This is a genomic window from Campylobacter concisus (assembly GCF_003048405.1).
Lineage (GTDB): Bacteria > Campylobacterota > Campylobacteria > Campylobacterales > Campylobacteraceae > Campylobacter_A > Campylobacter_A concisus_Q.
The window spans coordinates 673625-699137 of the sequence record NZ_PIQS01000001.1; the positions used below are offsets into that span (position 1 = coordinate 673625).

Genomic DNA, 25513 nt, shown 5'->3' on the forward strand with positions numbered 1-25513 from the left:
TCATCTCTTTAGCTTAAAAACATTACTTTTGATTTTGCACTCACATTCGCCAAGTGCGATCTCGACATCACAAAAATGGCTATGAGATTTTGCTAAATGCTCTATAAATTCTCTTTTTGCAGTATCTTCATGAGTTCTATGAATATGTAAATTTTTACTCACGTAGGCGATTTTTGTAGCATAATTTAGCACGATATTTAGATCGTGACTTACTAAAACTACACCAACACCACTTGCATTTATATTTTTTAAAATTTCATAAATTTCAGCCTGACCCTTTGTGTCGATACTGGCTGTTGGCTCGTCTAAAACGAGGACTTTTGCATTTGCACAAAGCGCTCTTGCGATATATACACGCTGTCTTTGCCCGCCACTTAGCTCACCAATTCTAGCGTTTGCAAATTCTTTCATGCCAACTTTCTCAAGGGCGGCAAGAGCCATTCGTTTCTCATCTCGCGAATAAAAACCAAAAATTTTTTTATCGATTAGCCCCATTAAAACTACTTCTAAAACCATCATCGGAAAGCTTTGATTTGATAGGAAATTTTGAGGCACATAACCTATAAATTTACTGACTTCGCTTGGCTCTTTCCCAAAGAGCTTTATCTCGCCACTTTGAGGCTTAAGTAGTCCTAAGATAAGCTTTAAAAGCGTACTTTTGCCACCACCATTTGGACCGATAATAGCTAAAAACTCATCGCTACTATAATCTAAATTGATACCTTCTAAAACCACTTGCTTATCGTAGCTAAAGTTTAAATTTTTAATTTTTATAATTTCTTTCAAAACAGACTCTTTTGCGTAAATGTCGTAGTAAAAATAAAAAGTCCAAGCCAAAGCATAACGCTAAGAGCCATAAATTCGGCATAGATTTTAAACTTTTTTAACTTAATGTTTGTGCTCTCATTTATCTTGGCTCCAAAAACAGCCGCTAAAAATATCACTGCGCTCATGCCAAGCGCCATAAATACGCCACTTATAACGCCTGCAAAATAGCTGCCTAGCTCATTTGCTAGCACAAAGACAAGTATCGTGCCAGGACAAGGAATAAGTGCTGCAGCAGCCGCAACCAGCCATTCTTCTTTGTTTTTTGGTTTTTTTGTAGTACAGATATTACAGCCACAGTCGCTAGTAAATTTTGTATTTTTACTCAAATTTTGGCTTAAACTTGAGCTAAAAATATAAAATTTATTTAACTCTTTTTTGCTTGAAAGATAAATTTTGACCTTTTTATAAAGCATAAAAATCGCTACAAAAAAGATAATAACGCCAGAAAATGCTGTCGTAGCGCTTGCTGTATCTTTTGTCAGATCACTACTGATCTCACGTAATATCATAAAACTAGCAAGCACAAAAATAAACGCGCCCACAACATGTAAAAATCCGATCTTTAAAGAGAAGAAAAAGGCTTTGGCGTAGCTTCCACCAGTTGCAGCAAAATAAGAGCTTGTAAGCACCTTGCCATGTCCCGCAGATGCAGCGTGTAAAAAGCCATAACCAAATGATATGAGCGCTAAAAATAGCAGGGTTAGCGGACTTTTTTGATCAAAATTTCTTAGAATTTGCTTTAATCTATCAAGCATGCTTAGACTTGTTTTTGAAACAAGATCAAACTTAGCTTCATCGATTTTATCGATCTGGCTTAAATTTTCATCTTCAAAATTTACTGAGTTTGGCTCTTTTAGAAGCTCTTTTAATGCAGGTTTTTCGTTATGAGCTTTGGCTGCAGCCTTACTTGAAAATGTAAAAAATATTAAATTTACATTTGGATTTGGTATCGTCCAAAACTGATCTGATACCAAAAATGCGTTGTTTTGCGTAAATTTAAAATTAAAATATCCCTCTTTATCGTCCATTTCGACAGACACCACAAAGCCATCTTTGATAAGCAAATTTGTCTTAAAACTAACATCAAATTTTAATCTACCCTCATCAAAATAGAGTTTATACTTTTTTAAATTTAACTCAAGCTTCGTAGCATTTTCATCTTTGTAAAAGTACTCAATATTCGTTAAATAGTGCCTTGGCACAAGATAATCAAGTAAATTTAAGCGGATCTTTTTGATCTCGCTTTCATCTATCTTTTCATCCTGATTTAGGTCAAAATTTTGCCTCATAAGCTCTGAGAAATTTTGTGAAAATGTCCATGAAAAAGCAATTGTAGTGATATTGTTTTCGTTTGAGTCAAATTTTACGCTCACGTGAGCGGTCGGGCTATAAAGCGAGCAAAGAGCACACCCGAAGGCATTTATAGCAAAGAAGCAAATGACAATCAGGCGTGCTAACATCTTTTATAGACTCTTAGCAAAAATTTCTGCTGTTTTTTTCATCTCATCTAGCCAATTTTCCGGTAGCTGATCAATGCTTATAACCTTTGAGCCAGTCTCTTTTGCCACTAAATTCGCAGCCTTTGTTGGAAACTGTGGAGCTACAAAAATGACCTTTACGCCGTGCTCTTTAGCCTCTTCGATGAGCTCTTTTAGCTCAGCTGGCTTTGGCTCTTTGCCCTCTATCTCGATGGCAATTTGCTCTAAGTTATAGCGTTTTGCAAAATATCCCCAAGATGGGTGATATACGATAAATTCGCGAGTTTTAACATCTTTTAGAGTATTTTTGATAAAGCTATCAAGCTCGTCAAGGCTAGCTTTAAATTTAGCCAAATTCTCCTCATAAAGCTTTGCATTTTGCGGGAATTTCTCTATTAGCGCCTTTGCTATGTTATCAGCTTGTGTTTTTACTAGGATAGGGTCAAGCCAGATGTGTGGGTCAAGGCCATCATGATGATGGTGATGATGCTCGCCAGCTTCGTGGTCATGGTCATGGTGCTCGTGATGCTCATGTTTATGCTCACCCTCATGCTTGTGCTCATGATGTTCATGGTGTTCATGATGCTCATGTTCATCGTTCATAGCTATCTTTTCGATACCTTCTTGTGTTTTTACAATGTGTAAATTTTTAAAAGATTTTGAAAAACGCTCTAGCCAAGTATCTTCAAACTCAATGCCAATAGCAAAGTAAAGCTCGCTCTTTTCAAGCTCCTTCATCTGTTTTGGCTTTGGCTCATAAGTGTGCGGATCAGCACCTTTGCCAACCATTGTATTTACACTTAGTGTATCACCAGCGATTTGCTCAACAAAAAATTTTGTAGGCAATATACTAGTCGTAACAACTGGCTTTGCAAAAAGTGACAAAGCGCAAACTGCTAAAAAAACAAAAATCTTTCTCACCATCTCTCCTTTATTTGAAAAAATATTGCGGAAGTTTAGCAAATTGCAACTTGGTTGCAACTTAAAGAACGAAAGCCTAAATATAGTGCTTTTTAAATGAAATTTAAAACTTTTAGCGTTAATATACAAAAAATAAAAAGGGCAAGGATGAATGCAAGAAATTTCTTAGAAGAGCATAGTATCAAAGCAACTACTTTTCGCATAAAGCTCGTTGAAATTTTGCAAAATGCCAAAACTCCATTAAGCTATGATGAAATTTTAGAAAGCCTTAATGCAAATAAAACCACTTTTTATAGAAGCATAGAAATTTTTGAAAAAAAGGGCCTTGTCATAAAAACCGAAAATAATCATAAAAGCTACTACGAACTAGCAAATGAGGCAAAAGCGTACTTTATCTGCGATGTTTGTCATAAAGTCACAAACATCGATATGCCTCATCTAAACGTCGCTAAAAATATAAAAAGTGCCGTGATAAAAGGCGTTTGTGATGAGTGTGATCACGAGTAAAGAGCGATTATCTCAGCCGGAATGGCTTTTGGACGATTTGTTTTTAGATCAACATAAACAAACTCGGTCTTGCCAGTTGCTATTAACTCGTCATCTTTTTTAAACTCAAAATATCTACACGAAGTCGCCTTGCCTTCAGCTTGTGTGTAAGTATGAATTTCTATCTCGTCCATCAATTTTACGCTTTTTATATATTTGGCTTCATTTTTTCTAATGAGCCAGATCTCGCCTCTTTTATACTGCGCCTCGACCGTGTCGCCAACCGCTGCAGAGTGCGCAAATGCAGCCTCTTGCATAAGCGTGAAATAATAGACATTGTTCATATGTCCGTGCATATCTATGGCTTGTGGTGGGATTATTACTTTGTAAATAAAATCTTTCATTTCTGGCCTTTTTTGCTAGAATTATAACCAAAAATAAGGAGCTAAAATGCAAAATTTATGGGATAAAAAGGCGTCAAATTATCAAAGGTTTGATGGCAAAGTAAGTGCTATTCAGCAACAAATTTTTGCTAAAGCTTTGTGTTGGGGGGTTGATTTTAGCGGTAAAGAAATTCTTGATATAGGCTGTGGTACCGGTGTTTGGACGATATTTTTGTCAAAAACTGCAAAAAATATAACTGGCATTGATAGCTCAAAAAATATGATAGAAATTTTAAATGAAGATGCTAAAAGATTTGGGGTGACAAATTTAACTAGCGAGGTTTGCTCGTGGAGAGAATTTAAGCCCGCAAAGCGCTTTGATATCGCCATTTGCACGATGAGTCCAGCGATTGCTAGCGATGAAGATTTTGCTAAATTTCATAATATCGCAAAGCAAAAACTCTATCTTGGCTGGGATAAGCCTAGAAGCTCTGATTTGATTGAGCCATTTTTTGAAAAATTTGGACGCACTCTCTCTCAAAAAAATGTTGTAAATAGGCTTGAAGCGTGGCTAAATGAGCAAGGCATCGCTTATAAGAGTGAAATTTTAAACGAAACAAGGATCGCAAGACGAAGTGTGCAAGAAGCTGCTGAGAATATCTGCTGGCACCTTGAGATAAACGGAGCCAAAAACTACGATGAAAAGGCGGTTTTAGCGATGTTAAAAGAGAGATTTGATGGCGAATTTATAGATGAAAAGATAGAGTCGCAGATGAAGCTTTTTGTCTTTTAAGCTAGTTTTGACCTAGAGAAAATTTTTTACCAAATTCGCTAAAGATAACTCCAAAGATTATTAAGATCGCGCCAAAAATTTGTATAAGTGTTAGCTTTTCACCAGCGAAAAAATAGCCAATAAAGCCAGCAGAAACTGGCTCAAGACAGAAAAATAAAGCTGCTTTGCTGGCTGTTGTATATTTTTGAGCGATGGTTTGTACAAAGTAGCAAAAAATTGTGCCAATAAATGCAGTGATAAAAATTGCTATAAAAAATTCCCTATCGTAATTTGGCACCACACTACCTTCAATAAACGCAAAGATAAATGAGAGTAAAGAGACGGTAAGAAATACCACAAATACAAGCAAATAAAGCTCACATTTTCTTACAAAGTGGCCATTTAAGCTCGTGTAAAGTGCGTAAAATATGGCACAAAGTAGGGCAAGTGCCTCGCCAGCTCCTAAAGTAAGAGTGGCTCCACTTAAAAGCCAAAGCCCAAAAATAGCAATAAGCGCACCAAAAATAGCAAAAACGGTTATTTTATTTTTAAAAATGAGTGCTGTCATAAAAGGCACAATCACACATTCAAGCCCTGTAATAAAAGCAACACTTGAGCTAAAAGTAAGCTTTAGAGCGTAAGTTTGAGCAACAAACGAGCCAAAGAGAACTACGCCAAGGATAGTGCCATAAACCACACTTTTTTTATCAAAAATTTTAGAAAATTTAAATGCTATAAGTCCCATAAAGATAGCCGAGAGAAAAAACCGGCAAAAGAGCATGACAAAGACGCCATTTGTCTTTAGCGCGTTTGCCATAGGTAAAAACGTAGTGCCCCAAACGATGGCAACTACGATGAGTGCGATGTCGGCTTTGTTTTGCGCGCTTAAATTTTTCATTTAAGGATCGAGTCAAGTACCTTTTTGCCGCTATCTAGGCTAAAGCCGCTTCTTAGCCCCTTTTCTTTCTCGCTCATTATGTTAAATAACCCATCTAACGTCTTTCTTGTGATATATGCGTTTAGATCCTCGCCGTCATCTGGCACATACTCACTTGCACCTAAATTTTTAGCTAGGCTCTTTACTGATTTTATAGTTTCATTATTTTTTGCTGAGCTACCAATGAAAGAATTTAGCCCATTATAGGCAGTCGCGAAGCTATTTTCGCTCATCATTTTTTCAATTATCGGAGTAAATGCCGCCTTTAGCTTTTGGCTGGAGCTTTGCTGCAAATACTTCGTAACGCTGTCGCTGCCACCATTAAAGAGCTTTTTGATATCAGCCTCGCTCATATTTTTTATGCTTTCGCTAAAAATTTCAGCAGCCTTTGGTACGGCTGTGGTCGCGGCGTTGTTTATCGACTTGCTAAGGTCCTGCGCCCACTTCTCGCCACCTACTTTTTTGGCTAAATTTGATGCCATTTCAAGGCTTTTTGGAAGTGGAATTTTGGCCGTAGCATTGTTTATAAAGCCATCTTTTGAAAGCTCGCTAACAGCGGCATTTAGCGCCTCGCTAACTAGGCTTTTATAGTCGCCACTTGATGCGTGAGTGGCGATTTTAACGCCTTTATTTATCATATCGTCCATGCTTGCGGCTTGTAAATTTAAAGCAAGCGCGCCACAAAGAATAACAAGAGATCTTTTCATCTTCTCTCCTTTTTTAAATTTAAAGCAAAATCATACAAAAAATATCTAAACACTTAAAATAAATTTAATCTTTTTGCACTAGAATTTACCCTTTTTTAAAGGAAGACTATGCAACTTTTACTTCTTAGCTTCGCTCTTAGTATGGACAGTGCGGCACTAAATATGGCAAATGGCGCAAGGTATAAAAATTTAGCTCTTAATAAAATTTTATTTATTGCTTTTATACTTGGTTTTTTTCAGTTTCTTATGCCGCTTCTTGGCTATCTTTTAGGTGTTAGTTTTGCAAAATTTATAAGCTCGGTTGATCATTTCATTGCATTTTTTATACTTTGCTTTCTTGGTTTTAGAATGTTTAAAGAAGCCTGTAGCAAAGAGGAGTGTGAGTATCTTAAGATAGGATTTAAGACCATTTTGTATGGGGCATTTGCCACTAGTATAGACGCTCTTGCCGTTGGCGTCACACTTAGCTTTGAAGAGATAAATATCTTTCAAAGCTCGCTCATCATCGGTGTAGTCTGCTTTGCATTAAGTTTGATTGCTTTTTATATAGGTAAATTTATGGGTGAAATTTTAGAAAAAAAGGCGCTCTTTTTGGGAGGAGCGATATTAATTTTTCTAGGTTTTAAAATTTTAATAACGCATTTAATTGAGAACGGCACAGTTCAATAAAAATTTAAAATAACAATTAAAAATAATATTTAAGATTAACTATATTTTAAAGCTTATATGGATAAGATTTTGATTTTTAGAAGTGGTGACCCATACGAGACTCGAACTCGTGTTACCGCCGTGAAAGGGCGATGTCCTAACCGCTAGACGAATGGGCCACATGTCGGTTATGAAGTTGGGATTATATTTCTTTTATACTTAATTTTAGATTAATAAGGAAAAATTTTTGAAAAAAATTTTATTTATTTTGTTGTCTGTTTTTATTTTTACAGGTTGCGTGGCTACCAAAACGCCGCAAAATTCACAAGCTTTTCAAGTTACTTTATTTTCTCCGATGATCAAGATAAATGACGTTGGATTTTTCCATAAATATAAAAATGAGCTAAATTTGCAAATTTATAGTTCTGGCGTAAACACCGCAAACATAAGCATAAGAGATAAAATTTGCATAAATAGCGCTTGTTTTAACAAGACTGAGTTTAATGAGAAATTTTTTCTAGCCCCGCATTATGAGAGCCTTTTTGAAGAAATTTTGCAAAAAGAAAAGATTTACGACGGCAAAGGCTTGATAAATACGGAGTGTGGTTTTAGTCAAGATCTAAGTTCATATTTTATAAAATACGAGGTTTGCGACAACTACGTCAAATTTATAGATAGCAAAAACAAAATAAGAGTTATAATAAAAGAGTTAAAATGAGATACATCGGAGCTCACGTAAGTGCGGCTGGAGGCGTGTTTAACGCTCCGTTAAATGCTGCAAAAATAGGAGCAAATGCTTTTGCGCTTTTTACAAAAAATCAACGCCAGTGGAATGCAAAAGAGCTAAGTGCTAGCGAAATAGAGCAGTTTAAAGAAAATCTAAAAATTTCTGGCATAAGCACAAAGCATGTTTTGCCACACAGCAGTTACTTGATAAATTTAGGCCATCCAGATGAGGAGGCAAGAGCAAAGTCACTTGAAGCCTTTATAGATGAGATAGATCGCGCCAGTAAGCTTGGGCTAGAGCTTTTAAATTTTCATCCAGGCTCACATCTAAAACAAATAAGCGAAAAAGAGTGCTTAGATAATATCACAAACTGCATGAACGTGGCACTTAAACGCACAAGCGGTGTAAAGCTAGTCATCGAAAATACAGCTGCACAAGGCTCAAATTTAGGCTTTAGTTTTAAGCAGATTGCTTATTTGATAGAGCGAGTAGACGATGAGAGTAGGGTTGGTGTTTGCTTTGATACCTGTCACGCATTTGCTGCTGGATATGATCTAAGAAGTAAAGAGGCCTACGATAAGACGATGGGAGAATTTGATGCGATCATCGGCTATAAATTTTTATCTGGCATGCATTTAAATGATGCAAAATTTGGGCTTGGCTCGAAAAAAGATAGACATGAGAGTCTTGGCAAGGGTGAGCTTGGATTTAGTGCTTTTAAAAATATAATAAATGATGATAAAATAGGCGAAATTCCTTTAATATTAGAGACGATTGACGAGAGTATTTGGGAAGAAGAGATAAAAATTCTAAGAAATTTCGAAAAGGAAAAACTATGAAAAAAGCGCTATTAAGCATTATTATGGCATCTACTTTGCTAAATGCTGGAGGTTATAAGGTCCCTGAGCAAAGTGCTGATTCTTTAGGGCTTGCTGCTAGTAACGTAGCCTTTAGTTTTGGGGCTGATGCGGCGTATTTTAACCCTGCAAATATGATGTTTTTAGATGGACGCCATCACATAGAAAGTACCCTTGGCTGGTTTCATATAAATAAGCTTGAGTTTAAAAGTGATAGTGGCAAAAGCTATAGATCAGAAAAATTTGACTCGCTAGCTGGTACATTTAGTTTTGTAACGCCAGAAATTTATGAAAACTGGAAATTTGGTTTAGCTCTTGCCGTTCCTGCTGCTGTTGGTGTATCATGGGAGGATCCAGCTACTGCATTTACCGCTAAAAGGTTTAAGCTACAAGTTGTTGAGTTAAATCCAACCGTAGCTTACCGCATAAACGATAAACTTGCCATTGCTCTTGGTGCTAGAGGTGTTTACACCAAAGGTAAGATAGCAAGTGACTTTGGACGAATAGGCTACAGAGAGATAAAAGGCGATGGTATGGGTTATGGCTACAATGTTGCGCTTACTTATAGACCTATTGAGGATTTGAGCTTTGCTGTTACTTACCGCTCAAATGTAAATTTAGAACTTAAAGGCCATACAGATGCTGATTTTAACGGAGCGCTATCTCCTATAAGCTATCATGGCAAAACAAAAGTCGAGATCCCGCTTCCTGCTCAGCTTGTACTTGCAACTGGATATAAATTTAGTGATCTAACCGTTTTGCTAGCTTTTGAGAGGACGTATTGGTCTAAATTTAAAGGCTATGACTTTGAATACATGGATAAAGGTCCAGCTCACTCGCATCCGGCTTTTGCAAGATTTATGGATGATCCAGTCATTAAAAATGCAAAAGATACGAATACATATAGACTAGGTCTTGCCTATGACGTAAATGAAAAATTTAGGCTAATGGCTGGCTTTGCCTATGATGAAGACATTACAAGTAGCAAGCATACTGGCTTAGAGCTTCCAAATACTACATCTAAGGTATATTCTTTTGGAGTAAATTATAAATTTACACCAAATCTTGAAATAGCACTTGGATATGTTTATCAACACCGTGATAAGAAGCGTGCAACAAGTATTTCAACAGCTAATGGAAAAATGTCAGGGGAATTTGATACTGGTACGATCCAAATTCTTGGTACGACTTTTAAATATACATTTTAGTTAGGGTCAATAATGCGATACTCTTATAATAATTTTTATGAAATTTTAACCAAAGTAGCAAAGGAAAATCCAAATCAAGTAGTTCTTTTTGAAGAAAAAGAGAAGCTAAAATATCGCGAATTAAAGCAAAATGTCGATAAAGTGGCAGCTTATTTGCAACTTGCTGGAGTAAAATTTGGTGATAAAGTAGCTATGGCGGTTACAAACTCGAAAGAATTTATCATCTCATACCTTGCGATAACTGCAATAGGCGGTATCGCAGTGCCTATGAATACTTTTTTAAAAGCAAACGAGTTTGAATATATCATAAATGATTGCGGTGCAAAGGTGCTTTTTGCGTCTAGCTCGCTTGCAAAAGAGTTAATCGCATTAAATGAGCTTGAAATTTTAAGAAAGATAATCTGGATCGGAGCAATACCAAAGAAACTTCAAAGTGCCTCAAAGGATGAATATATAGACACTGACGAAGAGTATGGCGAGAGTGCGTATCTTACTTCAACACCTCAAATTTCAAAAGAGGATATGAGTAAGGGTTATGAAAATAATGGCCTTGTTAAAAACATAAATTTTATAGAAACTCTAAATCACAAATACGCTCTTAGTATCACAAAGTATCCGGTAATAGAAGACTTAATGCATATAATTTACACTTCAGGCACTACTGGCAAGCCAAAAGGTGCGATGATAAGCTATAAAAATATCTTTTCAAATTTAATTGGAGCTCATGAACGTTTCATAGTGAAAAAAAGCGATCGTTTCATAGTCTTTTTACCGATGTTTCATAGTTTTACGCTAACTGCAATGGTGTTGCTTCCGATATTTGCGAGTGCTTCGATGGTTCTTGTAAAGTCGGTATTCCCATTTTCAAATGTGTTAAAACAAACTTTGCTAAAGCGTGTAACTGTATTCTTAGGAATTCCAGCCATCTATACAGCTATTGGTAAGGCTAAAATTCCTTGGTATTTTAGATGGTTTAACCGCATTAGATTATTTGTAAGTGGTGCAGCTCCGCTTGCAAAGCAGACGATAGATGACTTTAGGGTGAAATTTCCGCGTGCAACACTTGTTGAGGGATATGGACTTAGCGAATGCTCACCTGTCGTAGCTGCAAATTTATATGATAAACAAAAGCTTTTAAGTGTAGGGCCTGTGCTTGATGGCTATGAGGTAAAGATCGTAAATGATGAGATGATGGAGCTTCCAGTTGGACAGATCGGTGAGATCATCATAAAGGGCGACTGCGTCATGCAAGGCTACTATGGTATGCCAAGCATCACTGATGAGACCATAATAAACGGCTGGTTAAAGACCGGAGATCTTGGAAAAGTCGATGAAGAGGGCTTTATCTATATCGTTGATCGTAAAAAAGACCTTATCATATCAAAGGGCATTAACATCTATCCACGTGAGATCGAAGAGGTTATTTACAAACTTGAAGCAGCCGAAGCAACAGCGGTAATTGGCGTAAAAGACGTACATGCCGATGAAGAGGTCGTCGCTTTCATACAAGTAAAAGAGGGCATGGATCTTGATGAAAAAACAGTAAGAGAGCATTTGAAGAAAAATTTAGCGAATTTCAAGATACCAAAGAGTATCTATTTTGCCGAAGAGTTGCCTAGAAATGCTACTGGCAAGGTGCTAAAACGTGTATTAAAAGAGCAAATAGAGCAGATGAAGGATAAATTTTAGTGAAATACTTGCTTGATTTTTTAAACCAGGACCTCAAAAAAAGTAAAATTTACGAGCTGATAAAGTGCGGCGATGAAGAGGGAGAAATTTTAAAATATCTAAGTAAAGCTTATGTGCAAGGAACGGCTAATATGAGCGTTTTTGAGCTACTTGGAGCAGTCTTTGGCACGCAAAATGATAAGCAGCTTTTGTATCTAAAATTTATAAAAAATTTGCTTGATAGCGGTTGGATTGTACAAAATTATAGTCTTTTTAAAATACCTGAGAGCACGCAAAGGGCTTCAGCTCAAGGACTTCTTTCGTTGCTTCATTCTGAAATTTCTCTATCAGCCACATTTTTAAAAATTCTTGAAGATGGCAACGCTGATATAAATTTACCAGAGCTTACGCCATATGAGGATCATTTGGAGTATTTAAAAGATCAGTTTTTAAAAGTAGAGCTTTACTCAAAGGCTGCTATTTTTGGCGATGGCTCAAGTGATGCAAAAAAGCGCATAAATGAGCAAATTTCTGAGCTTACAAAGCGAATCAACGAGCGCGTAAAACTAAGCAAGATCAGCCTAAAGATAGAGCAAATTTTTAAAGAAAACTCACTTGACGAAAAAGAGCAGATTATATTTTTAGCCCTTTTAAAAGAGGAGTACGCGGGAGATTTTGAAAATGGCCGCGACCTAAACACGCTAGTTGAGCTAATAAGCAAAGACGAGCTTGAACGCATCAAAAATCGTACTCTTTTAGAGGAGGGCTCAAGGCTCATCGAAGGCGCGCTAATCGACTACGACGAGGTTTTAAACGCTTATGGCAACGTAAGCAAGAGCTTTTTTATAAATGAAGAAATTTTGCAAAGCATAATGCACCCAAAAAATGACAAAAATAGCAAGAAAATCAAGATCGAAAGCCTGGTAAAAGAGCAAGAAATTTTTGAGCTCATTGAGCCAGTAACGAGCCTAGAAGACGTCGTGCTAAACGAAAAGACAAAGCAGCTTTTAAGCACGATACTAAAGCAAGTCGATAAAAAAGTGCTTGCTAGACTTAGCAGCTGGGGCATAAAAACTAGAAAAAACATAGACGCTAAGATCATCTTTTACGGCGAGCCTGGCACTGGTAAGACGATGAGCGCCGTTGGGCTTGCAAAGAGCCTAAAGAAGCAAATTTTAAGCTTTGACTGTTCAAAAATTTTAAGCAAATATGTCGGCGAGAGCGAGCAAAATGTAAGGAAAATTTTTGATACTTACAAAGAAATTTGCAAAAAAAGTGGCAGCGAGCCAGTGCTCTTACTAAACGAGGCCGATCAGTTTTTAAGCACAAGAGTAGAGAGCTCGAGCGGGGCTGAAAAGATGCATAATCAAATGCAAAATATCTTTTTAGAGCAGATCGAGCGCTTTGAGGGCGTGCTTATCGCAACGACAAATTTCTTACAAAGCCTTGATGTGGCGTTTTCTAGAAGATTTGACTATAAGATCGAGTTTAAAAAGCCTGATTATAACGGCAGGCTTGCCATTTGGCGTAAAATTTTGCCTGAAAATGCGAGCTTTGAAGATGGCTTTAGCGTAGAAAGGCTGGCTGAGTTTAACCTAAGTGGTGCGCAGATCGTCCTCGCGCTAAAAAATACTGCACTAAAAGTTGCTATAAAAGATGATGGGATTTTTACCTTTGAGGACTTCAAAATGACGATAGAGCGTGAGCTAAACTCAAGCTTTGGCGAAGATAAAAAGATGGGATTTGGCTCTTAAGCCTTCTCTCTTGATTTTATTGTTTGTATAAATTTAAATAAATATAAATAAGCAAGAGTCACTGACATTGGCGAGGAATCTGCTTTTATCTAGTTAGAATTCGCACGTTTGTCACCGCCAAAGCTAGGGAAAGTGTGAGCTAAACTCAAGCTTTGATGAGAAAAAATAGGTCTTGGCTCTTAAGCTCTTCCAAAATTTACACCTTATATGGCATATACTTTTAGTTGCTAGGCGAAGTTTAAAGTGTCAGAGATTACTGATCTAAATGTAAAATTTTGCTTTTATAGTTAAATTTACGCCATGATTGCTACCAAAATTTACAGCAAGACAGATATCAGCACATAATTACTTAGTATAAATTTAGCTTGTTTGCTTGTCTCAAATTTACTACCGCAGTTTTTGTAAGACCCAAATTTTGGAATTTACCCACTCTGCGACCGCTACTTGGAATGTATATTTGTACATTTGGTACTTTAGAAAGAGTTTTACTAAAACCTTGTCATTTTGTGTAATACAAAAATAGCCGTCTCACGAAGTCTAAAATAAAAAGCCTCATAAATTTCAAATTCTCTTTCATGATATTTATAGTAGCACTTTTTAAAATTAAAAAAGAGATTAGAAAATATAAATTTATAGGTCTTTGAGCGCAATTTTTACATCCGAAGTAAAGAAGTAATGCGTGATCACTTTAACAATTAGTATAAAAAATTGATATATTTTTAGTAGCCAAATTTTGTAAAAAGGCTTATAAGTTTTAAAAATTTACTGATTGATTTTATCAAGCAGCTCTTCGACCTCTTCAAGCGCAAAGGCTTCTTCTGAGCTTTGTTTTAAGAAATTTTCCATAAATTCTTTTTTTGAGATCGCAAGGTCAAGCTCCTTGTCGCTGCCCTTTTGATATGCGCCGATACGAAGCAAGACCTCATTTTCTTTTAAAAGCGAGTAGAGACGCTTAAATTTCATCGCATTTAGCTTGTGCTCTTTACTGGTCACATCTCCCATGACACGCGAGGCCGAGTTTTGGATATTGATAGGTGGGTAGATGCCAAAGTCCGTTAGCTCGCGGCTTAGCACGATGTGGCCGTCTAGGATAGAGCGGCTTTGGTCAGCTATCGGATCGCTCATATCATCGCCCTCGACTAGCACGGTGAAAAACGCTGTGATACTGCCCTTGCCTTCCTCTTTGCCAGCGCGCTCCATTAGTTGAGGTAAAAGTGTGAGTGAGCTTGGTGGATAGCCCTTTGAGGTCGGTGGCTCGCCAAGTGCAAGGCCGATCTCACGCTGTGCCATAGCAAAACGTGTCACGCTATCCATGATGAAAAGCACGTCATTGCCTTGTTGTTTGAAGTACTCAGCCACGCTCATCGCGCAAAATGCGCCGTACTTTCGCATGAGCGAGCTATCATCACTGGTTGCTACGATGATGACCGTGCCCTCCAGGTCGCCGCCTAGGTTTTTTTCGATAAATTCAGGCACCTCGCGACCACGCTCGCCTATTAGTGCGACTACTTTTATGGGAGCTAGCGTATTTTTTACGATCATGCCCATGAGGGTTGATTTGCCTACGCCTGAACCTGCAAAAATTCCCAGTTTTTGCCCTTTACCACAAGTAAGTAGCCCGTCTATCGTCTTTATCCCAACGCTAAAAGGCTCGTTTATAAGCCCCCTTTTCATAGCGTCAATTGGTGCTCTCATGATTGGCACATACTCAGTCGTATCAATCGACCCTTTACCGTCTATTGGCTTCATAAACGGATCAACCACGCGCCCAAGCAAATTTGGACCAACTGGTATATTCATACCTTGATCGCTTTCATAGACAAAGTCACCTATCCTAAATCCCTCAACAAAGCCAAATGGGCTGATATAAGCGCCATCTGTCTTTATCTGCGTAACCATGCCAAGGCCGTTTTTGCTTTTGTCTTTTGCAACTATACGCACGATGTCGCCGATGCTTGGACGAAGTCCAGTGATCTCGATAGTCGTAGCTGTGATTTTAGTTATGATGCCAAAGGTGTTTGAGAGTTTCACACCCTCTTGAAGCTTTAAATTTATATGTTCTAAGCTCAAAAATGCGTTTCCCTAGGAGAATTTATAAGCGAGAAAAATTCTCGTCTCGTATCTGCGTTTTTGATAAAGCAGCCCCTAAGAGCCGAGGTCGTAGTGGTTGAGTTTATCTTTTGCACACCCCTCATCTCAACGCACATATGCCTAGCCTCAACAACTACTCCAACACCTTTTGGAGCGATAACGTCCTCGAGTGCCTTTGCGATCTGCTCGGTCATCTGCTCTTGGATTTGAAGGCGTCTTGCGTATATATTTACCATGCGAGGAATTTTACTAAGGCCAACGACTTTGCCATTTGGGATGTACGCTACATGTACTCGGCCAATAATAGGCAACAAATGGTGCTCGCAAAGACTGTAAAACTCAATATTTCGCATGAGAACCATTTCATTATTTGAGCTAGTAAATAGCGCATCGCCAAGCACCTCTTTTGGGTCTTGATCGTATCCGCTAGTTAGAAATTTAAAAGCTTTATAAACGCGCTCAGGAGTTTTTAAAAGCCCCTCTCTGTTTGGATCTTCACCAATAATAGTTAGCATATTTTTAACCGAATTTTCAAAACTCTCTTGCATAAATTTTCTCCATAATTTTATTGCTAGATTCTACGTTAAAACGCCTTTTATATCTATAAAAATTTACAAATTTACAATGAAATAAGGAAAATTCTGCTATATTTTGGGTTAAAAATTTGTATTCATAAAGGAATTAGATGGAAATCAAAACAAAAGCTCTAGATAGCGTAAATACCCTAGCTAGCACGACTATAAGTGCAGATGCTATAAAGTCTAGCGTAGAAAAGCTAGCAAAAAAAGCAGCAAAAACTATGAAAGTAGATGGCTTTAGGCAAGGTCACGTTCCAGTTGCTGTTGTATTAAAACGCTACGAGAAAGAGCTAACAAACGACGCTGAACAAGATGTCTTAAGAGATGTTGTTGATGAGACTATAAAGCAAGCAGGCAAGAAAAACGATGATCTTATCGGCGAGCCTATCGTTTCAAAATTTGATAGAAAAGATGGTAAGATCGATGTTGAGCTAACAGTTTCATTTAAACCAAGCGTCGATGTGAGCGGCTATGAGAGTTTGATACCTGAGTTTTCAAACCCACGTGTTTTGAAAAAAGATATCGATGAGAAAAAAACTGAACTTCTAAAAATGATAGCTCCACTTGAAAAAATTGATGGCAAAAGAGGTCTAAAAGTTGGCGATTTTGCTAAATTTGACTTTGAAGGCTTTGTTGATGGCGTTGCATTTGATGGTGGCAAGGCTGAAAACTATGTGCTTGAGATAGGCTCAAATCAATTTATCCCAGGCTTTGAAGATGGTATGGTAGGCATAAAAGCTGGTGGCGAAAAAGATATCGAGGTTAAATTCCCAGAAAACTATGGCGCTGCACATTTAGCTGGCAAAGATGCTGTTTTTAAAGTCAAACTTCATGAAATTCAAGAGAGAAAAATTCCTGAAAAACTAGATGAAGAGATGCTTAAAACTCTACTTCCAAATGAAGAAAAACCAACTGAAGAGTTACTTGATGAGCGTATAAAAGAGCAAATCCGCCAAGAGAAAATTTATAAACTTATAAATGATGAGCTTAAGCCAAAATTTGCTGAAGCTGCGGTTGAGAAATTTAAATTTGACGTGCCAAAAAATATTGTCGAGCAAGAGATTGATATGCAGTTTAGAAACGCATGGAGCTCATTTACTCCAGATGATATGAAAAAATTTAGAGAGGACAAAGATGCTCTTTCTAAAAAACGTGACGAGTTTAGAAAAGACGCTGAAAATAGCGTTCGTTTAACTTTCATTATTGATGAGCTAGCTCGCGTAAGAGGCGTGAAAGTAAGCGATCAAGAGGTTGTTCAAGCGATCTATTTTGAGGCGTATAGAAGCGGTCAAGATCCAAAAGCACACCTTGATATGTACCGCAACCAAGGCATGCTTCCAGCTATAAAGATGTCAATGATCGAAGAGAAGCTATTTAGCGAGCTTTTCAACAAAGAAAAAGACGAAAAAAAAGCAAGTAAAAAAGAGAAGGCCGAGTAATGAGCTATTACGTTCCTGTCGTAGTTGAAAGAACTAGTAGAGGTGAGCGAAGCTATGATATATATTCCCGTCTTTTAAAAGACAGGATCGTTATGCTAAGTGGTGAGATAGAAGACGGCATGGCCGCTTCTATCGTCGCTCAGCTGCTATTTTTAGAGGCTGAGGATCCAGATAAAGATATCTATCTATATATAAACTCACCAGGTGGCGTGATAACAAGCGGCTTTAGTATCTATGACACGATGAACTACATAAAGCCAGATGTTTGCACGATATGCATCGGTCAAGCGGCTAGCATGGGTGCATTTTTGCTAAGCTGTGGCGCACCAGGTAAAAGATATGCATTGCCAAATTCTCGCATCATGATACACCAACCCCTTGGCGGCGCTAGAGGACAAGCGACTGATATCGAGATACAAGCTCGTGAAATTTTGCGCATGAAAGAGATTTTAAATGGAATTTTGGCCAAAAATACAGGTCAGAAGCTAAGTAAGATCGTAAAAGATACTGAACGTGACTTCTTTATGAGTTCGGTCGAAGCCAAAGAGTACGGACTTGTTGATAAAATTTTGGAGAAAAGTTTTAAATAAGGCCCAAAGTGATAAAGATAGATAATGCACCAGACCCTAAGAAAAAAGCGGTTGAAGTAAAACATACTCTAGAAAAAGAAAAGGTAGATATCTACAGATTTTCAGAAAATGTTTTGCATGAATTAAGTGACGATAATGTTCCATCTACGCCAAACAATTACTCTATTTATTTTGAGAAAATGCTTGATGGACAGCCTGATGAATTTAGAAAAGAGATCGGTGATATGATAGTTATAAATTCCGAGATCTCAGTACCATCAGGTAGTAATATCTCTATTGAAAAAGAGATAAAGCAAGGATTTATCCAGATAAAAAGTATGCTTCAAGCCGTGGTGCTAATCTATAAAAATTTAGGCATCATGAGAGGCCTAGTGCAAAAGCGTATGGATGCACTCAAAAACAATACAAATATCCTAGCTCTTCAAAATGTTTTAAGCGCATTTAATCATGACCTAATAAAATTAAACAGCCTTATGGATAAACATCTTGATGTCATTAAAGTAAGCTATGACGAAGTAGCCAAGATGCTTAAATCTATTGAAGAGCAGTCGATTTATGATACGACATATGACGTCTATAATAAAAAATTTCTAGTAGCCACAGTGCAAAGTGAAGTAGAAGCCGTTAAAAGATATGGCTATAACGCATCTTTTTTACTAGTAAGAGCAAAAGATAGATTTACAAATCGTGTTAAAAATTTAAAAGAGCGAAACAATATGTATAAAGCTATATCACAGCTTCTTTTAAGAACTTCTAGAAGAAGTGATATAGTAGCTCATTACGGTGATGGCTGTTTTGCTATGGTTATGAAATATACTGATGAAAATGGCACAAAACAAGCCGGTAGCAGAATTTTAAATATGCTTTCATCTATACCTTGGAAGATTGATGGTGAAGAGTGCAAGCTTGATATCCAAGTGGTTTCAAGCATGATAACAAAAACAAGAAGTGCTGAAGAATTAATCTCTTACTCGTTAGATCAACTAATACTAACACAAGATGATGAGCAGCCTATATTTTTGGGTGAATAAGTAGGAGTTTGAGCTTGATCTTAGAGGTTTTATCTTATCCAAATAAAAAGCTTTACGAAATTTCTAAAGAAGTTAAAATTTTCGACGAAGAGCTTCACAAGCTGCTCGATGATATGTATGATACGATGATAGCAAAAGAGGGCATCGGTCTTGCTGCCATTCAAGTAGGCGTTGCAAAAAGAATTTTTATTATAAATTTAGTTAACGAAGAAGGCGTGCAAGATAAAGAAAATCTAATCGAGATAATAAATCCAAAATTTGAGTTACGTGAGGGTGAGTGCGTCTACCAAGAGGGTTGCCTTAGCGTGCCTGGATATTATGAAGATGTAAAAAGAAATGAAGTTGTGGCCATCAAATATCAAGATCGTTTTGGCAAAGAGCAAAGTTTAAAGGCTGATGGGCTTTTGGCTATTGCTATTCAGCATGAAAATGATCATTTGGACGGACATCTTTTTATAGAAAAAATCGGCTTTAATAAACGTAAAAAATTTGATAAGGAATACAAAAAGCAAAAAAAAGAAAAAGCTTCATGAAGTCCCTAAGATGTGCTACTTACGGCGATGGACTAAAGATAATTGATGTTGAGTCTATCTTCTCTCGTGGGCTTCCTGGTTTTAGCATCGTTGGGCTTGCAAGCACAAGTATCAAAGAGAGTACAGAACGCGTAAAAGCAGCACTTCTAGCACTTGATTTTTCTTTTCCAGCACAAAAGATAACCATTAATTTATCCCCTTCAGATCTACCAAAGAGTGGCTCACATTTTGACCTAGCTATCGCTATTCTTATAGCTCTTCAAAAGGCAAAAAGCTTAGAGAAAATTTTTGTCTTTGGTGAGCTTGGGCTTGATGGAAGCGTAAAAAGCACAGCAAATTTATTCTCGATTCTTCTTTTTTTAAGCACGCAGGTAAAAAACGTAAAAGTCTTAGTACCAAAAGAGATAGCACAAAAAGCTTCTATGATCCCAAATTTAGAGATTTATGCTGTTAGTACTCTAAAAGAGGCGATTAGATTTTTTAGCGATGAAGAATTTGCAAAAAGCATACATTTTAATGCTACGCATGAGCTATTTTCAAACGTGATAGAAATTTCTGGCAAAAGATATGTTCCAAATTTAAACTTCGAGCTTGATTTTAAGGACGTTTTGGGTCAAGAAAGAGCCAAAAGAGCCTGCGTTATTGCAGCCGTTGGCATGCACAATATTTTATTTGAAGGCAGCCCAGGCAGCGGAAAAAGCATGTGCGCAAAACGCCTCGTCTACATCATGGCACCACAAAGCTTAGAAGAGGTGCTAAAGTCCGCCGCCTACCGCTCTTTAAACCTTCAAGATAGTGAATTTACAAGCACTAGAGCCTTTCGCTCGCCCCATCACACTTCAACAAAAAGCTCGATCTTTGGCGGTGGCTCAAATGTCGCAAAGATCGGTGAGATCGCACTTGCAAATGGTGGAGTACTATTTTTTGATGAGTTCCCTCACTTTTCAAAGCAAGTCATCGAAAGCCTGAGAGAGCCACTAGAGGACAATCAAATTCACATTGCAAGAGTAAATTCAAAAGTGACTTATGAAACGAAATTTATCTTTGTAGCAGCTCAAAATCCATGCCCTTGCGGAAATTTATTCTCTCACAATCTAAATTGTCAATGCAGCGAAAATGAGATAAAAAACTATAAATCAAGAATTTCAGCTCCAGTACTTGACCGCATTGACTTAAAAGTTGCTATGGACGAGAGTTCGCCAAATGATAGGTCAAGTTTGAGCTCACAGCAGATGAGTGAGATGGTCTTAAAAGCCTTTATCTTTCAAAAAAAACGTGGTCAAGATGAGCTAAACGGCAAGCTAAATGACGCACAAGTAGAAAAATTTTGTCTACTGGATAATGAAGCAAGAGAAATTTTACAAAAGGCAGCCTCGAGGTACAATCTTTCTCAAAGAGGCATAAAAAGGACACTTAGAGTGGCTAGAAGTATCGCTGACCTTGATGAGAGTGAGCAAATTTTAAAGCCCCACATCTTAGAGGCGCTTAGTTTTAGGACATAAAGATGAAAAATTTATATCTGGATACAAGAATTTTAGACGAGAGGGCGAGCGAGAAATTTGACCTCAGTGAAGAAATTTTAATGGAAAATGCAGCCGCAGCCGTAGCAATTTTTATCCGTAAAAAATTTAAAAAAGGCGAGAGATTGCTTGGCGTTTGCGGTGGTGGGAATAACGGTGCTGACGTGCTTTGCACGTTAAGAATGCTTGAGGGCGAGTTTGAATGCGAATTTATCTTAGCTAGTCAGAATTTAAAGCCACTAGCCATTAAGCAGCTTGAGCGAGCTAAATCTGCTGGCGTGCGTGAGTGTAAAGATGTAGAAAATGGTTTAAATGGTGCAAAGTGCGTCATAGACGGGCTTTTTGGCTCTGGCTTAAATAGAAATTTAGATGAAAATCACATAGAGCTTATCTCAAAGATAAACAAAAGCTCTATCTACACTATCGCTTGCGACGTGCCAAGTGGACTAAGTAACGATGGCAAGGTGCTAGGTGCTTGCGTAAAAGCAGACACCACTATCACGATGGGAGCTAGAAAGCTTGGGCTTTATAGTGACGCTGCAAAAGACTTTGTTGGCAAGATAAAGGTCGCTAGTCTTGGCATAAGCGCGCAAAACTACGAATGCGAGAGCGGCTATTACTTGCTTGAAAAATTCGACCTTGTGCTCCCAAATAGAAAAAATCAGTGCGTAAATAAGGGCGACTTTGGCCACGCATTTATCATATCTGGCGAGCACATAGGAGCTAGCAAACTTTGCGCAAAGGCAGCATTTGCCTTTGGGACCGGGCTAGTTAGCGTGATAGACGAGCAGGGTTTAAATTTACCAACACATATCATGCAAGCTAGCAAGATAAGCGAAAAAATGAATGCCGGAGCCGTTGGTATGGGGCTTGGCAAAAAGGGCATAGAAGAGCTTGATGCACAAATTTTAAAGGACAAAAAGCTAGTGCTTGACGCTGATATTTTTTACAGTGCAAAAGTACTTGATCTACTAAATGAAAACTGTGTTTTGACGCCCCATCCAAAGGAATTTTGCTTACTTTTAAGACTTTGCAATATAGCAGATATCGACGTAAAAACATTACAAGAAAATAGATTTGCTTACGCTAAGTCTTGGAGTGAGAAATTTAAGGCAGTACTTGTGCTAAAAGGAGCAAACACTATAATCGCCAAAGAGGGGCAAATTTTTGTTATGCCTTATGGTAAAAATATACTTGCAAAAGGTGGCAGTGGTGACGTACTAAGCGGACTTATACTTGCTCTTTTAGCTCAAGGCTACGAGCCACTGAGTGCTGCCATCTCGGCTACGCTAGCTCATGCACTAAGCCTTAAAAATTTCAAAAAAAATAGCTATGCGCTTAGCCCAACAGACATTATAAAAGGAGTAAAATGCTTACAAAAAAAATAGCCGTACTTTTTAGCGGTAGTGGCTCAAATTTAGAAGCGATACTTAAAAAAGTTCATAATCAAATTTTTAATGGCATAAAAATCGAAGTTTGCCTTTGTATCTGCAACAAGCCAGGTGCATATGGCATAGAGCGTGCTAAGAAATTTGGGCTTGATACGACGATAATAGAGAGTGCCAAATTTGCAAATAGAGAAGAATTTGACGCTGCAGTTGTGGAGCAAATTTTAAAAAGCGGCGCTGAACTAACGGTGCTTGCTGGATTTATGAGGATATTAACTCCTGTTTTTACATCGCAGATAAAAGCCATAAATTTACATCCTTCTATATTGCCACTTTTTAAAGGCGCTCATGCGATAAAAGAGAGCTTTGAGAGCGATATGATGATAGGCGGAGTTAGTGTGCACTACGTGAGCGAGGAGCTTGACGGAGGTAAACTCATCGCACAAAGAGCGTTTGAAAGAGAAGATGGTATGAGCTTAGAGGATTGGGAGAGTAAAATCCATGCGATAGAGCATGAAATTTTGCCTGATAGCATAATAAAAATTTTAACAAAGGAAGCAAATGTTTGAATGGTTTAGTTCGCCAGAAGCGTGGATATCACTACTTACGTTAACTGGCTTAGAGATAGTTTTAGGCATAGATAATATTATATTTATCGCTATTTTGGTAGGTAAACTACCTCCGCAGCAGCGCGGCAGTGGTAGGATTGTCGGCCTAGGGCTAGCTATGGTGACTAGAATTTTACTTTTACTTTCATTGTTTTGGATCATGAAGCTTACGAAGCCACTCTTTACTATCGCGGAATTTAGCATAAGCGGCCGAGATTTGGTACTTATACTAGGCGGTCTATTTTTACTTGTGAAATCAACTCTTGAAATACATTCTAGTGTTTCTGGCGAAAGCGAAGAGCATAAAAATAGTAAAAAAACACATGCAAATTTCTTGGTTATTGTAAGTGAGATAGCTGTTTTGGATATTGTTTTTTCTCTTGATAGTGTTATCACAGCTGTTGGAATGGCTGAGCATATAGAGATAATGATCATAGCTGTTATTTTAGCAGTTGGCGTAATGATGATAGCGTCAAAAGGTATTTCTAATTTTGTAGATAATAACCCGACTATAAAAATTTTAGCACTTGCATTTTTGGTGCTTGTAGGCATGACGCTCGTTGCTGAGGGATTAGGATTTCATATTCCAAAGGGATATATCTATTTTGCGATGGCATTTTCATTGGCAGTGGAAAGTATAAATATCTATGCTAAAAAGAAAATGTTAGCTAAATAATATTTTACGATGATGAAAAGCTAATGATATGATGGATAAAATGTCAATCAAAAAATTCTAGCCCGAAAAGATAAATCTGTTAAAATTTGAAGGTAAAATTTTGATAAGCATAAAATGCATAATATATAATAGATTGATATTTATTCCGTTGTAATATTAGTGTAAAATATTCTTGTCAAGCTACTAAAATCCTTGAAATAAAGGTCATACTTTATGGTTAAGCAATAAGATAGAGAAGCAAAAAAATATGGTTTGTGTAAAAAATTAAGTATTTGGTGAAGTATTAATTAATATTTTTGATTGAATTATTTTTTATATATAATTTCTATTAATTTAAGTGTTTTTTAATTGACTTTATAAAAAAAACAAGTTAAAATACGACTTTTTAATGAGGTAGTGGCATAAACTTACAAACACGACTCAGGCGGGGTGTAGCGCAGTCTGGTTAGCGCATCTGGTTTGGGACCAGAGGGCCGAAGGTTCGAATCCTTTCACCCCGACCATGTTAAATGGTGAGTGTAGCTCAGTCGGTTAGAGCATCAGATTGTGGTCCTGAGGGTCGTGGGTTCGATTCCCATCACTCACCCCATTTTGGGCGCTCGTAGCTCAATTGGATAGAGCGACAGACTTCGGATCTGTAGGTTATGGGTTCGACTCCTATCGGGCGCGCCACTTAAAATACTTTATGCGCTCATAGCTCAGCTGGATAGAGCAACGGCCTTCTAAGCCGTAGGCCTCAGGTTCGAATCCTGATGGGCGTACCACTTTATTATTGTTGTGCGGATGTGGTGAAATTGGCAGACACGCCAGACTTAGGATCTGGTGCCCCACGGCGTGAAGGTTCAAGTCCTTTCATCCGCACCATTCTTTTTATAATTTGAGACAACCTTATGTTGTTAAAATTAAAGTTTGCCTTTATTGCAGAAAATATTAGATATTTTTATTGTTTCTTGACATGTAATAATGTTTTTTGTATAATCTCAATTCTTTTCTAAGCAAATGTCTTGCTAGCTCAGTCGGTAGAGCATCTCACTTTTAATGAGGGGGCCGTTGGTTCGAATCCAACGCAGGACACCATTTTGGGTTTATGACCCTTTCGTCTAGTGGCTCAGGACTCTACTTTCTCTGTGTAGAAACAGAGGTTCAAATCCTCTAAGGGTCGCCAGATATTTTTTAAATTTTAGGTCGCTTAGCTCAGTTGGTAGAGCGCCACCCTTACAAGGTGGATGTCATAAGTTCGAGTCTTATAGCGACCACCATTTTAGGTGCAGCGGTAGTTCAGTTGGTTAGAATGCCGCCCTGTCACGGCGGAGGTCGCGGGTTCGAGCCCCGTCCGCTGCGCCATCCATTAAACCTTAGGTTAAGGTCGTGTCTAATAAAGCACCCATTATTGAGTGTCAAATTAAATTTTAAGATTATAAGTTCTAAGATAACACTTTAAGATTTATTATTACTATTTAATCTTGCCTCGTTAGCTCAGTTGGTAGAGCATATCACTCTTAATGATGGGGTCGTAGGTTCGAGGCCTACACGGGGCACCATCCATTTTGGCCCATTCGTCTAGCGGTTAGGACACCAGCCTCTCACGTTGGTAACACGAGTTCGAGTCTCGTATGGGTCACCATTTTTTCTAATCCTTTTTTCTTTTTAATTTGTTACACAGAAATTTTTATAGCAAATTTCTT

Annotated in this window: 24 protein-coding genes and 12 tRNA genes; 27 read left to right on the forward strand and 9 right to left on the reverse strand. The window is 37.7% G+C overall.

Going from position 1 to position 25513, the window contains the following annotated elements:
* Genes CVT18_RS03565 through CVT18_RS03575 form a run of 3 tightly spaced genes read right to left on the reverse strand, consistent with a single transcriptional unit; the run spans position 1 to position 3227 of the window.
* Positions 1 to 786: a metal ABC transporter ATP-binding protein gene (locus CVT18_RS03565; protein WP_107824247.1), complete on the reverse strand. Its 786-nt coding sequence runs from the start codon at positions 784 to 786 to the stop codon at positions 1 to 3.
* Positions 783 to 2288: a nickel/cobalt transporter gene (locus CVT18_RS03570; protein WP_107824248.1), complete on the reverse strand. Its 1506-nt coding sequence runs from the start codon at positions 2286 to 2288 to the stop codon at positions 783 to 785. The genes CVT18_RS03565 and CVT18_RS03570 overlap by 4 nt, the downstream gene beginning before the upstream one ends.
* Positions 2289 to 2291: 3 nt before the next feature.
* Positions 2292 to 3227, reverse strand: coding sequence for a metal ABC transporter solute-binding protein, Zn/Mn family (locus CVT18_RS03575; protein WP_107824249.1), 936 nt, complete (start codon positions 3225 to 3227; stop codon positions 2292 to 2294).
* A gap of 147 nt (positions 3228 to 3374) precedes the next feature.
* On the opposite strand from CVT18_RS03575, the gene CVT18_RS03580 reads away from it, so the two are divergent.
* Positions 3375 to 3734, forward strand: a complete 360-nt coding sequence (locus tag CVT18_RS03580) for a Fur family transcriptional regulator (RefSeq protein WP_084109795.1) — start codon at positions 3375 to 3377, stop codon at positions 3732 to 3734.
* Here CVT18_RS03580 and CVT18_RS03585 read toward each other — a convergent pair.
* Positions 3725 to 4117: an acyl-CoA thioesterase gene (locus CVT18_RS03585; protein WP_021090236.1), complete on the reverse strand. Its 393-nt coding sequence runs from the start codon at positions 4115 to 4117 to the stop codon at positions 3725 to 3727. The genes CVT18_RS03580 and CVT18_RS03585 overlap by 10 nt on opposite strands.
* A gap of 46 nt (positions 4118 to 4163) precedes the next feature.
* Between CVT18_RS03585 and CVT18_RS03590 the strand changes: the two genes are divergently transcribed.
* Entirely contained in the window at positions 4164 to 4889 is a 726-nt protein-coding gene (locus CVT18_RS03590) for a class I SAM-dependent methyltransferase (protein ID WP_107824250.1), read from the forward strand.
* A 1-nt stretch (position 4890) separates the two neighbouring features.
* Here the strand turns inward: CVT18_RS03590 and CVT18_RS03595 are convergent, their stop codons facing one another.
* Both CVT18_RS03595 and CVT18_RS03600 read right to left on the reverse strand, forming a co-directional pair.
* On the reverse strand, positions 4891 to 5766 hold the full coding sequence (locus tag CVT18_RS03595; RefSeq protein WP_107824251.1) for a DMT family transporter: 876 nt from the start codon (positions 5764 to 5766) through the stop codon (positions 4891 to 4893).
* Positions 5763 to 6512, reverse strand: coding sequence for a DUF4197 domain-containing protein (locus CVT18_RS03600; RefSeq protein ID WP_103628884.1), 750 nt, complete (start codon positions 6510 to 6512; stop codon positions 5763 to 5765). Before CVT18_RS03600 ends, CVT18_RS03595 begins: the two co-directional genes overlap by 4 nt.
* A 108-nt stretch (positions 6513 to 6620) precedes the next feature.
* Here CVT18_RS03600 and CVT18_RS03605 point away from each other — a divergent pair, with 108 nt between their 5' ends.
* A complete protein-coding gene (locus CVT18_RS03605) occupies positions 6621 to 7181 on the forward strand; it encodes a manganese efflux pump MntP family protein (protein ID WP_103628885.1) in 561 nt (186 codons plus the stop codon).
* 83 nt (positions 7182 to 7264) lie between these two features.
* On the opposite strand, the gene CVT18_RS03610 is transcribed toward CVT18_RS03605, so the two are convergent.
* A tRNA-Glu gene (locus tag CVT18_RS03610) sits at positions 7265 to 7339 on the reverse strand.
* A gap of 68 nt (positions 7340 to 7407) precedes the next feature.
* Between CVT18_RS03610 and CVT18_RS03615 the strand changes: the two genes are divergently transcribed.
* The 5 genes from CVT18_RS03615 to CVT18_RS03635 are packed head-to-tail and all read left to right on the forward strand — an operon-like array spanning position 7408 to position 13374.
* Complete coding sequence (locus tag CVT18_RS03615; RefSeq protein ID WP_103628886.1) at positions 7408 to 7878, forward strand: hypothetical protein; 471 nt, start codon at positions 7408 to 7410, stop codon at positions 7876 to 7878.
* Positions 7875 to 8726: a deoxyribonuclease IV gene (nfo, locus tag CVT18_RS03620; protein WP_103628887.1), complete on the forward strand. Its 852-nt coding sequence runs from the start codon at positions 7875 to 7877 to the stop codon at positions 8724 to 8726. Before CVT18_RS03615 ends, nfo begins: the two co-directional genes overlap by 4 nt.
* A complete protein-coding gene (locus CVT18_RS03625; protein WP_103628888.1) occupies positions 8723 to 9952 on the forward strand; it encodes an OmpP1/FadL family transporter in 1230 nt (409 codons plus the stop codon). The genes nfo and CVT18_RS03625 overlap by 4 nt, the downstream gene beginning before the upstream one ends.
* A gap of 12 nt (positions 9953 to 9964) precedes the next feature.
* Positions 9965 to 11641: a fatty acid--CoA ligase gene (locus tag CVT18_RS03630; protein WP_107824252.1), complete on the forward strand. Its 1677-nt coding sequence runs from the start codon at positions 9965 to 9967 to the stop codon at positions 11639 to 11641.
* Positions 11641 to 13374 carry an ATP-binding protein gene (locus CVT18_RS03635; protein WP_107824253.1) on the forward strand — a complete coding sequence of 578 codons (1734 nt, stop codon included), beginning with the start codon at positions 11641 to 11643 and terminating at the stop codon, positions 13372 to 13374. Before CVT18_RS03630 ends, CVT18_RS03635 begins: the two co-directional genes overlap by 1 nt.
* Positions 13375 to 14136: 762 nt before the next feature.
* On the opposite strand, the gene fliI is transcribed toward CVT18_RS03635, so the two are convergent.
* Positions 14137 to 15444 (reverse strand): flagellar protein export ATPase FliI, encoded by a 1308-nt coding sequence (fliI, locus tag CVT18_RS03640; RefSeq protein ID WP_103628891.1) that lies wholly within the window; start codon positions 15442 to 15444, stop codon positions 14137 to 14139.
* A complete protein-coding gene (gene folE / locus CVT18_RS03645) occupies positions 15441 to 16013 on the reverse strand; it encodes a GTP cyclohydrolase I FolE (protein ID WP_103628892.1) in 573 nt (190 codons plus the stop codon). The genes fliI and folE overlap by 4 nt, the downstream gene beginning before the upstream one ends.
* Positions 16014 to 16150: 137 nt before the next feature.
* Between folE and tig the strand changes: the two genes are divergently transcribed.
* From tig to CVT18_RS03740, 19 genes are all read left to right on the forward strand, one after another.
* Complete coding sequence (gene tig, locus CVT18_RS03650) at positions 16151 to 17482, forward strand: trigger factor (protein ID WP_103628893.1); 1332 nt, start codon at positions 16151 to 16153, stop codon at positions 17480 to 17482.
* Positions 17482 to 18072, forward strand: a complete 591-nt coding sequence (clpP, locus tag CVT18_RS03655; RefSeq protein ID WP_103628894.1) for an ATP-dependent Clp endopeptidase proteolytic subunit ClpP — start codon at positions 17482 to 17484, stop codon at positions 18070 to 18072. Before tig ends, clpP begins: the two co-directional genes overlap by 1 nt.
* Before the next feature lie 8 nt (positions 18073 to 18080).
* On the forward strand, positions 18081 to 19103 hold the full coding sequence (locus tag CVT18_RS03660) for a GGDEF domain-containing protein (protein ID WP_103628895.1): 1023 nt from the start codon (positions 18081 to 18083) through the stop codon (positions 19101 to 19103).
* A 14-nt stretch (positions 19104 to 19117) separates the two neighbouring features.
* Complete coding sequence (def, locus tag CVT18_RS03665) at positions 19118 to 19636, forward strand: peptide deformylase (RefSeq protein ID WP_103628896.1); 519 nt, start codon at positions 19118 to 19120, stop codon at positions 19634 to 19636.
* Complete coding sequence (locus CVT18_RS03670) at positions 19633 to 21138, forward strand: YifB family Mg chelatase-like AAA ATPase (protein ID WP_103628897.1); 1506 nt, start codon at positions 19633 to 19635, stop codon at positions 21136 to 21138. The genes def and CVT18_RS03670 overlap by 4 nt, the downstream gene beginning before the upstream one ends.
* A gap of 2 nt (positions 21139 to 21140) precedes the next feature.
* The gene (locus CVT18_RS03675) at positions 21141 to 22544 is read left to right on the forward strand and encodes an NAD(P)H-hydrate dehydratase (RefSeq protein ID WP_103628898.1); all 1404 of its coding nucleotides are present in this window, start codon (positions 21141 to 21143) and stop codon (positions 22542 to 22544) included.
* The gene (gene purN, locus CVT18_RS03680) at positions 22526 to 23113 is read left to right on the forward strand and encodes a phosphoribosylglycinamide formyltransferase (RefSeq protein WP_103628899.1); all 588 of its coding nucleotides are present in this window, start codon (positions 22526 to 22528) and stop codon (positions 23111 to 23113) included. Before CVT18_RS03675 ends, purN begins: the two co-directional genes overlap by 19 nt.
* Entirely contained in the window at positions 23106 to 23828 is a 723-nt protein-coding gene (locus tag CVT18_RS03685; protein ID WP_103628900.1) for a TerC family protein, read from the forward strand. The genes purN and CVT18_RS03685 overlap by 8 nt, the downstream gene beginning before the upstream one ends.
* Before the next feature lie 425 nt (positions 23829 to 24253).
* Positions 24254 to 24331, forward strand: a tRNA-Pro gene (locus CVT18_RS03690).
* A gap of 9 nt (positions 24332 to 24340) precedes the next feature.
* Positions 24341 to 24417 (forward strand) — tRNA-His (locus CVT18_RS03695).
* A 6-nt stretch (positions 24418 to 24423) separates the two neighbouring features.
* Positions 24424 to 24500 (forward strand) — tRNA-Arg (locus tag CVT18_RS03700).
* Between the two features lie 15 nt (positions 24501 to 24515).
* Positions 24516 to 24592, forward strand: a tRNA-Arg gene (locus tag CVT18_RS03705).
* Positions 24593 to 24607: 15 nt separating this feature from the next.
* A tRNA-Leu gene (locus tag CVT18_RS03710) sits at positions 24608 to 24692 on the forward strand.
* A 137-nt stretch (positions 24693 to 24829) separates the two neighbouring features.
* Positions 24830 to 24905, forward strand: a tRNA-Lys gene (locus CVT18_RS03715).
* Positions 24906 to 24917: 12 nt separating this feature from the next.
* A tRNA-Glu gene (locus tag CVT18_RS03720) sits at positions 24918 to 24993 on the forward strand.
* Between the two features lie 18 nt (positions 24994 to 25011).
* Positions 25012 to 25087 (forward strand) — tRNA-Val (locus CVT18_RS03725).
* An 8-nt stretch (positions 25088 to 25095) separates the two neighbouring features.
* Positions 25096 to 25172: transfer RNA gene (locus CVT18_RS03730), tRNA-Asp, on the forward strand.
* A 121-nt stretch (positions 25173 to 25293) separates the two neighbouring features.
* Positions 25294 to 25369 (forward strand) — tRNA-Lys (locus CVT18_RS03735).
* Between the two features lie 8 nt (positions 25370 to 25377).
* Positions 25378 to 25452: transfer RNA gene (locus CVT18_RS03740), tRNA-Glu, on the forward strand.
* Positions 25453 to 25513 lie beyond the last annotated feature (61 nt).

Coding starts and splice junctions, on each gene's coding strand:
- CVT18_RS03630 (WP_107824252.1), top strand. CDS start 9,965: ATGCGATACTCTTATAATAATTTTTATGAAATTTTAACCAAAGTAGCA.
- clpP (WP_103628894.1), top strand. CDS start 17,482: ATGAGCTATTACGTTCCTGTCGTAGTTGAAAGAACTAGTAGAGGTGAG.
- CVT18_RS03595 (WP_107824251.1), bottom strand. CDS start 5,766: ATGAAAAATTTAAGCGCGCAAAACAAAGCCGACATCGCACTCATCGTA.
- tig (WP_103628893.1), top strand. CDS start 16,151: ATGGAAATCAAAACAAAAGCTCTAGATAGCGTAAATACCCTAGCTAGC.
- CVT18_RS03590 (WP_107824250.1), top strand. CDS start 4,164: ATGCAAAATTTATGGGATAAAAAGGCGTCAAATTATCAAAGGTTTGAT.
- CVT18_RS03600 (WP_103628884.1), bottom strand. CDS start 6,512: ATGAAAAGATCTCTTGTTATTCTTTGTGGCGCGCTTGCTTTAAATTTA.
- CVT18_RS03675 (WP_103628898.1), top strand. CDS start 21,141: ATGAAAAATTTATATCTGGATACAAGAATTTTAGACGAGAGGGCGAGC.
- CVT18_RS03625 (WP_103628888.1), top strand. CDS start 8,723: ATGAAAAAAGCGCTATTAAGCATTATTATGGCATCTACTTTGCTAAAT.
- CVT18_RS03605 (WP_103628885.1), top strand. CDS start 6,621: ATGCAACTTTTACTTCTTAGCTTCGCTCTTAGTATGGACAGTGCGGCA.
- folE (WP_103628892.1), bottom strand. CDS start 16,013: ATGCAAGAGAGTTTTGAAAATTCGGTTAAAAATATGCTAACTATTATT.
- nfo (WP_103628887.1), top strand. CDS start 7,875: ATGAGATACATCGGAGCTCACGTAAGTGCGGCTGGAGGCGTGTTTAAC.
- CVT18_RS03580 (WP_084109795.1), top strand. CDS start 3,375: ATGAATGCAAGAAATTTCTTAGAAGAGCATAGTATCAAAGCAACTACT.
- CVT18_RS03670 (WP_103628897.1), top strand. CDS start 19,633: ATGAAGTCCCTAAGATGTGCTACTTACGGCGATGGACTAAAGATAATT.
- CVT18_RS03585 (WP_021090236.1), bottom strand. CDS start 4,117: ATGAAAGATTTTATTTACAAAGTAATAATCCCACCACAAGCCATAGAT.
- purN (WP_103628899.1), top strand. CDS start 22,526: ATGCTTACAAAAAAAATAGCCGTACTTTTTAGCGGTAGTGGCTCAAAT.
- CVT18_RS03685 (WP_103628900.1), top strand. CDS start 23,106: ATGTTTGAATGGTTTAGTTCGCCAGAAGCGTGGATATCACTACTTACG.
- CVT18_RS03570 (WP_107824248.1), bottom strand. CDS start 2,288: ATGTTAGCACGCCTGATTGTCATTTGCTTCTTTGCTATAAATGCCTTC.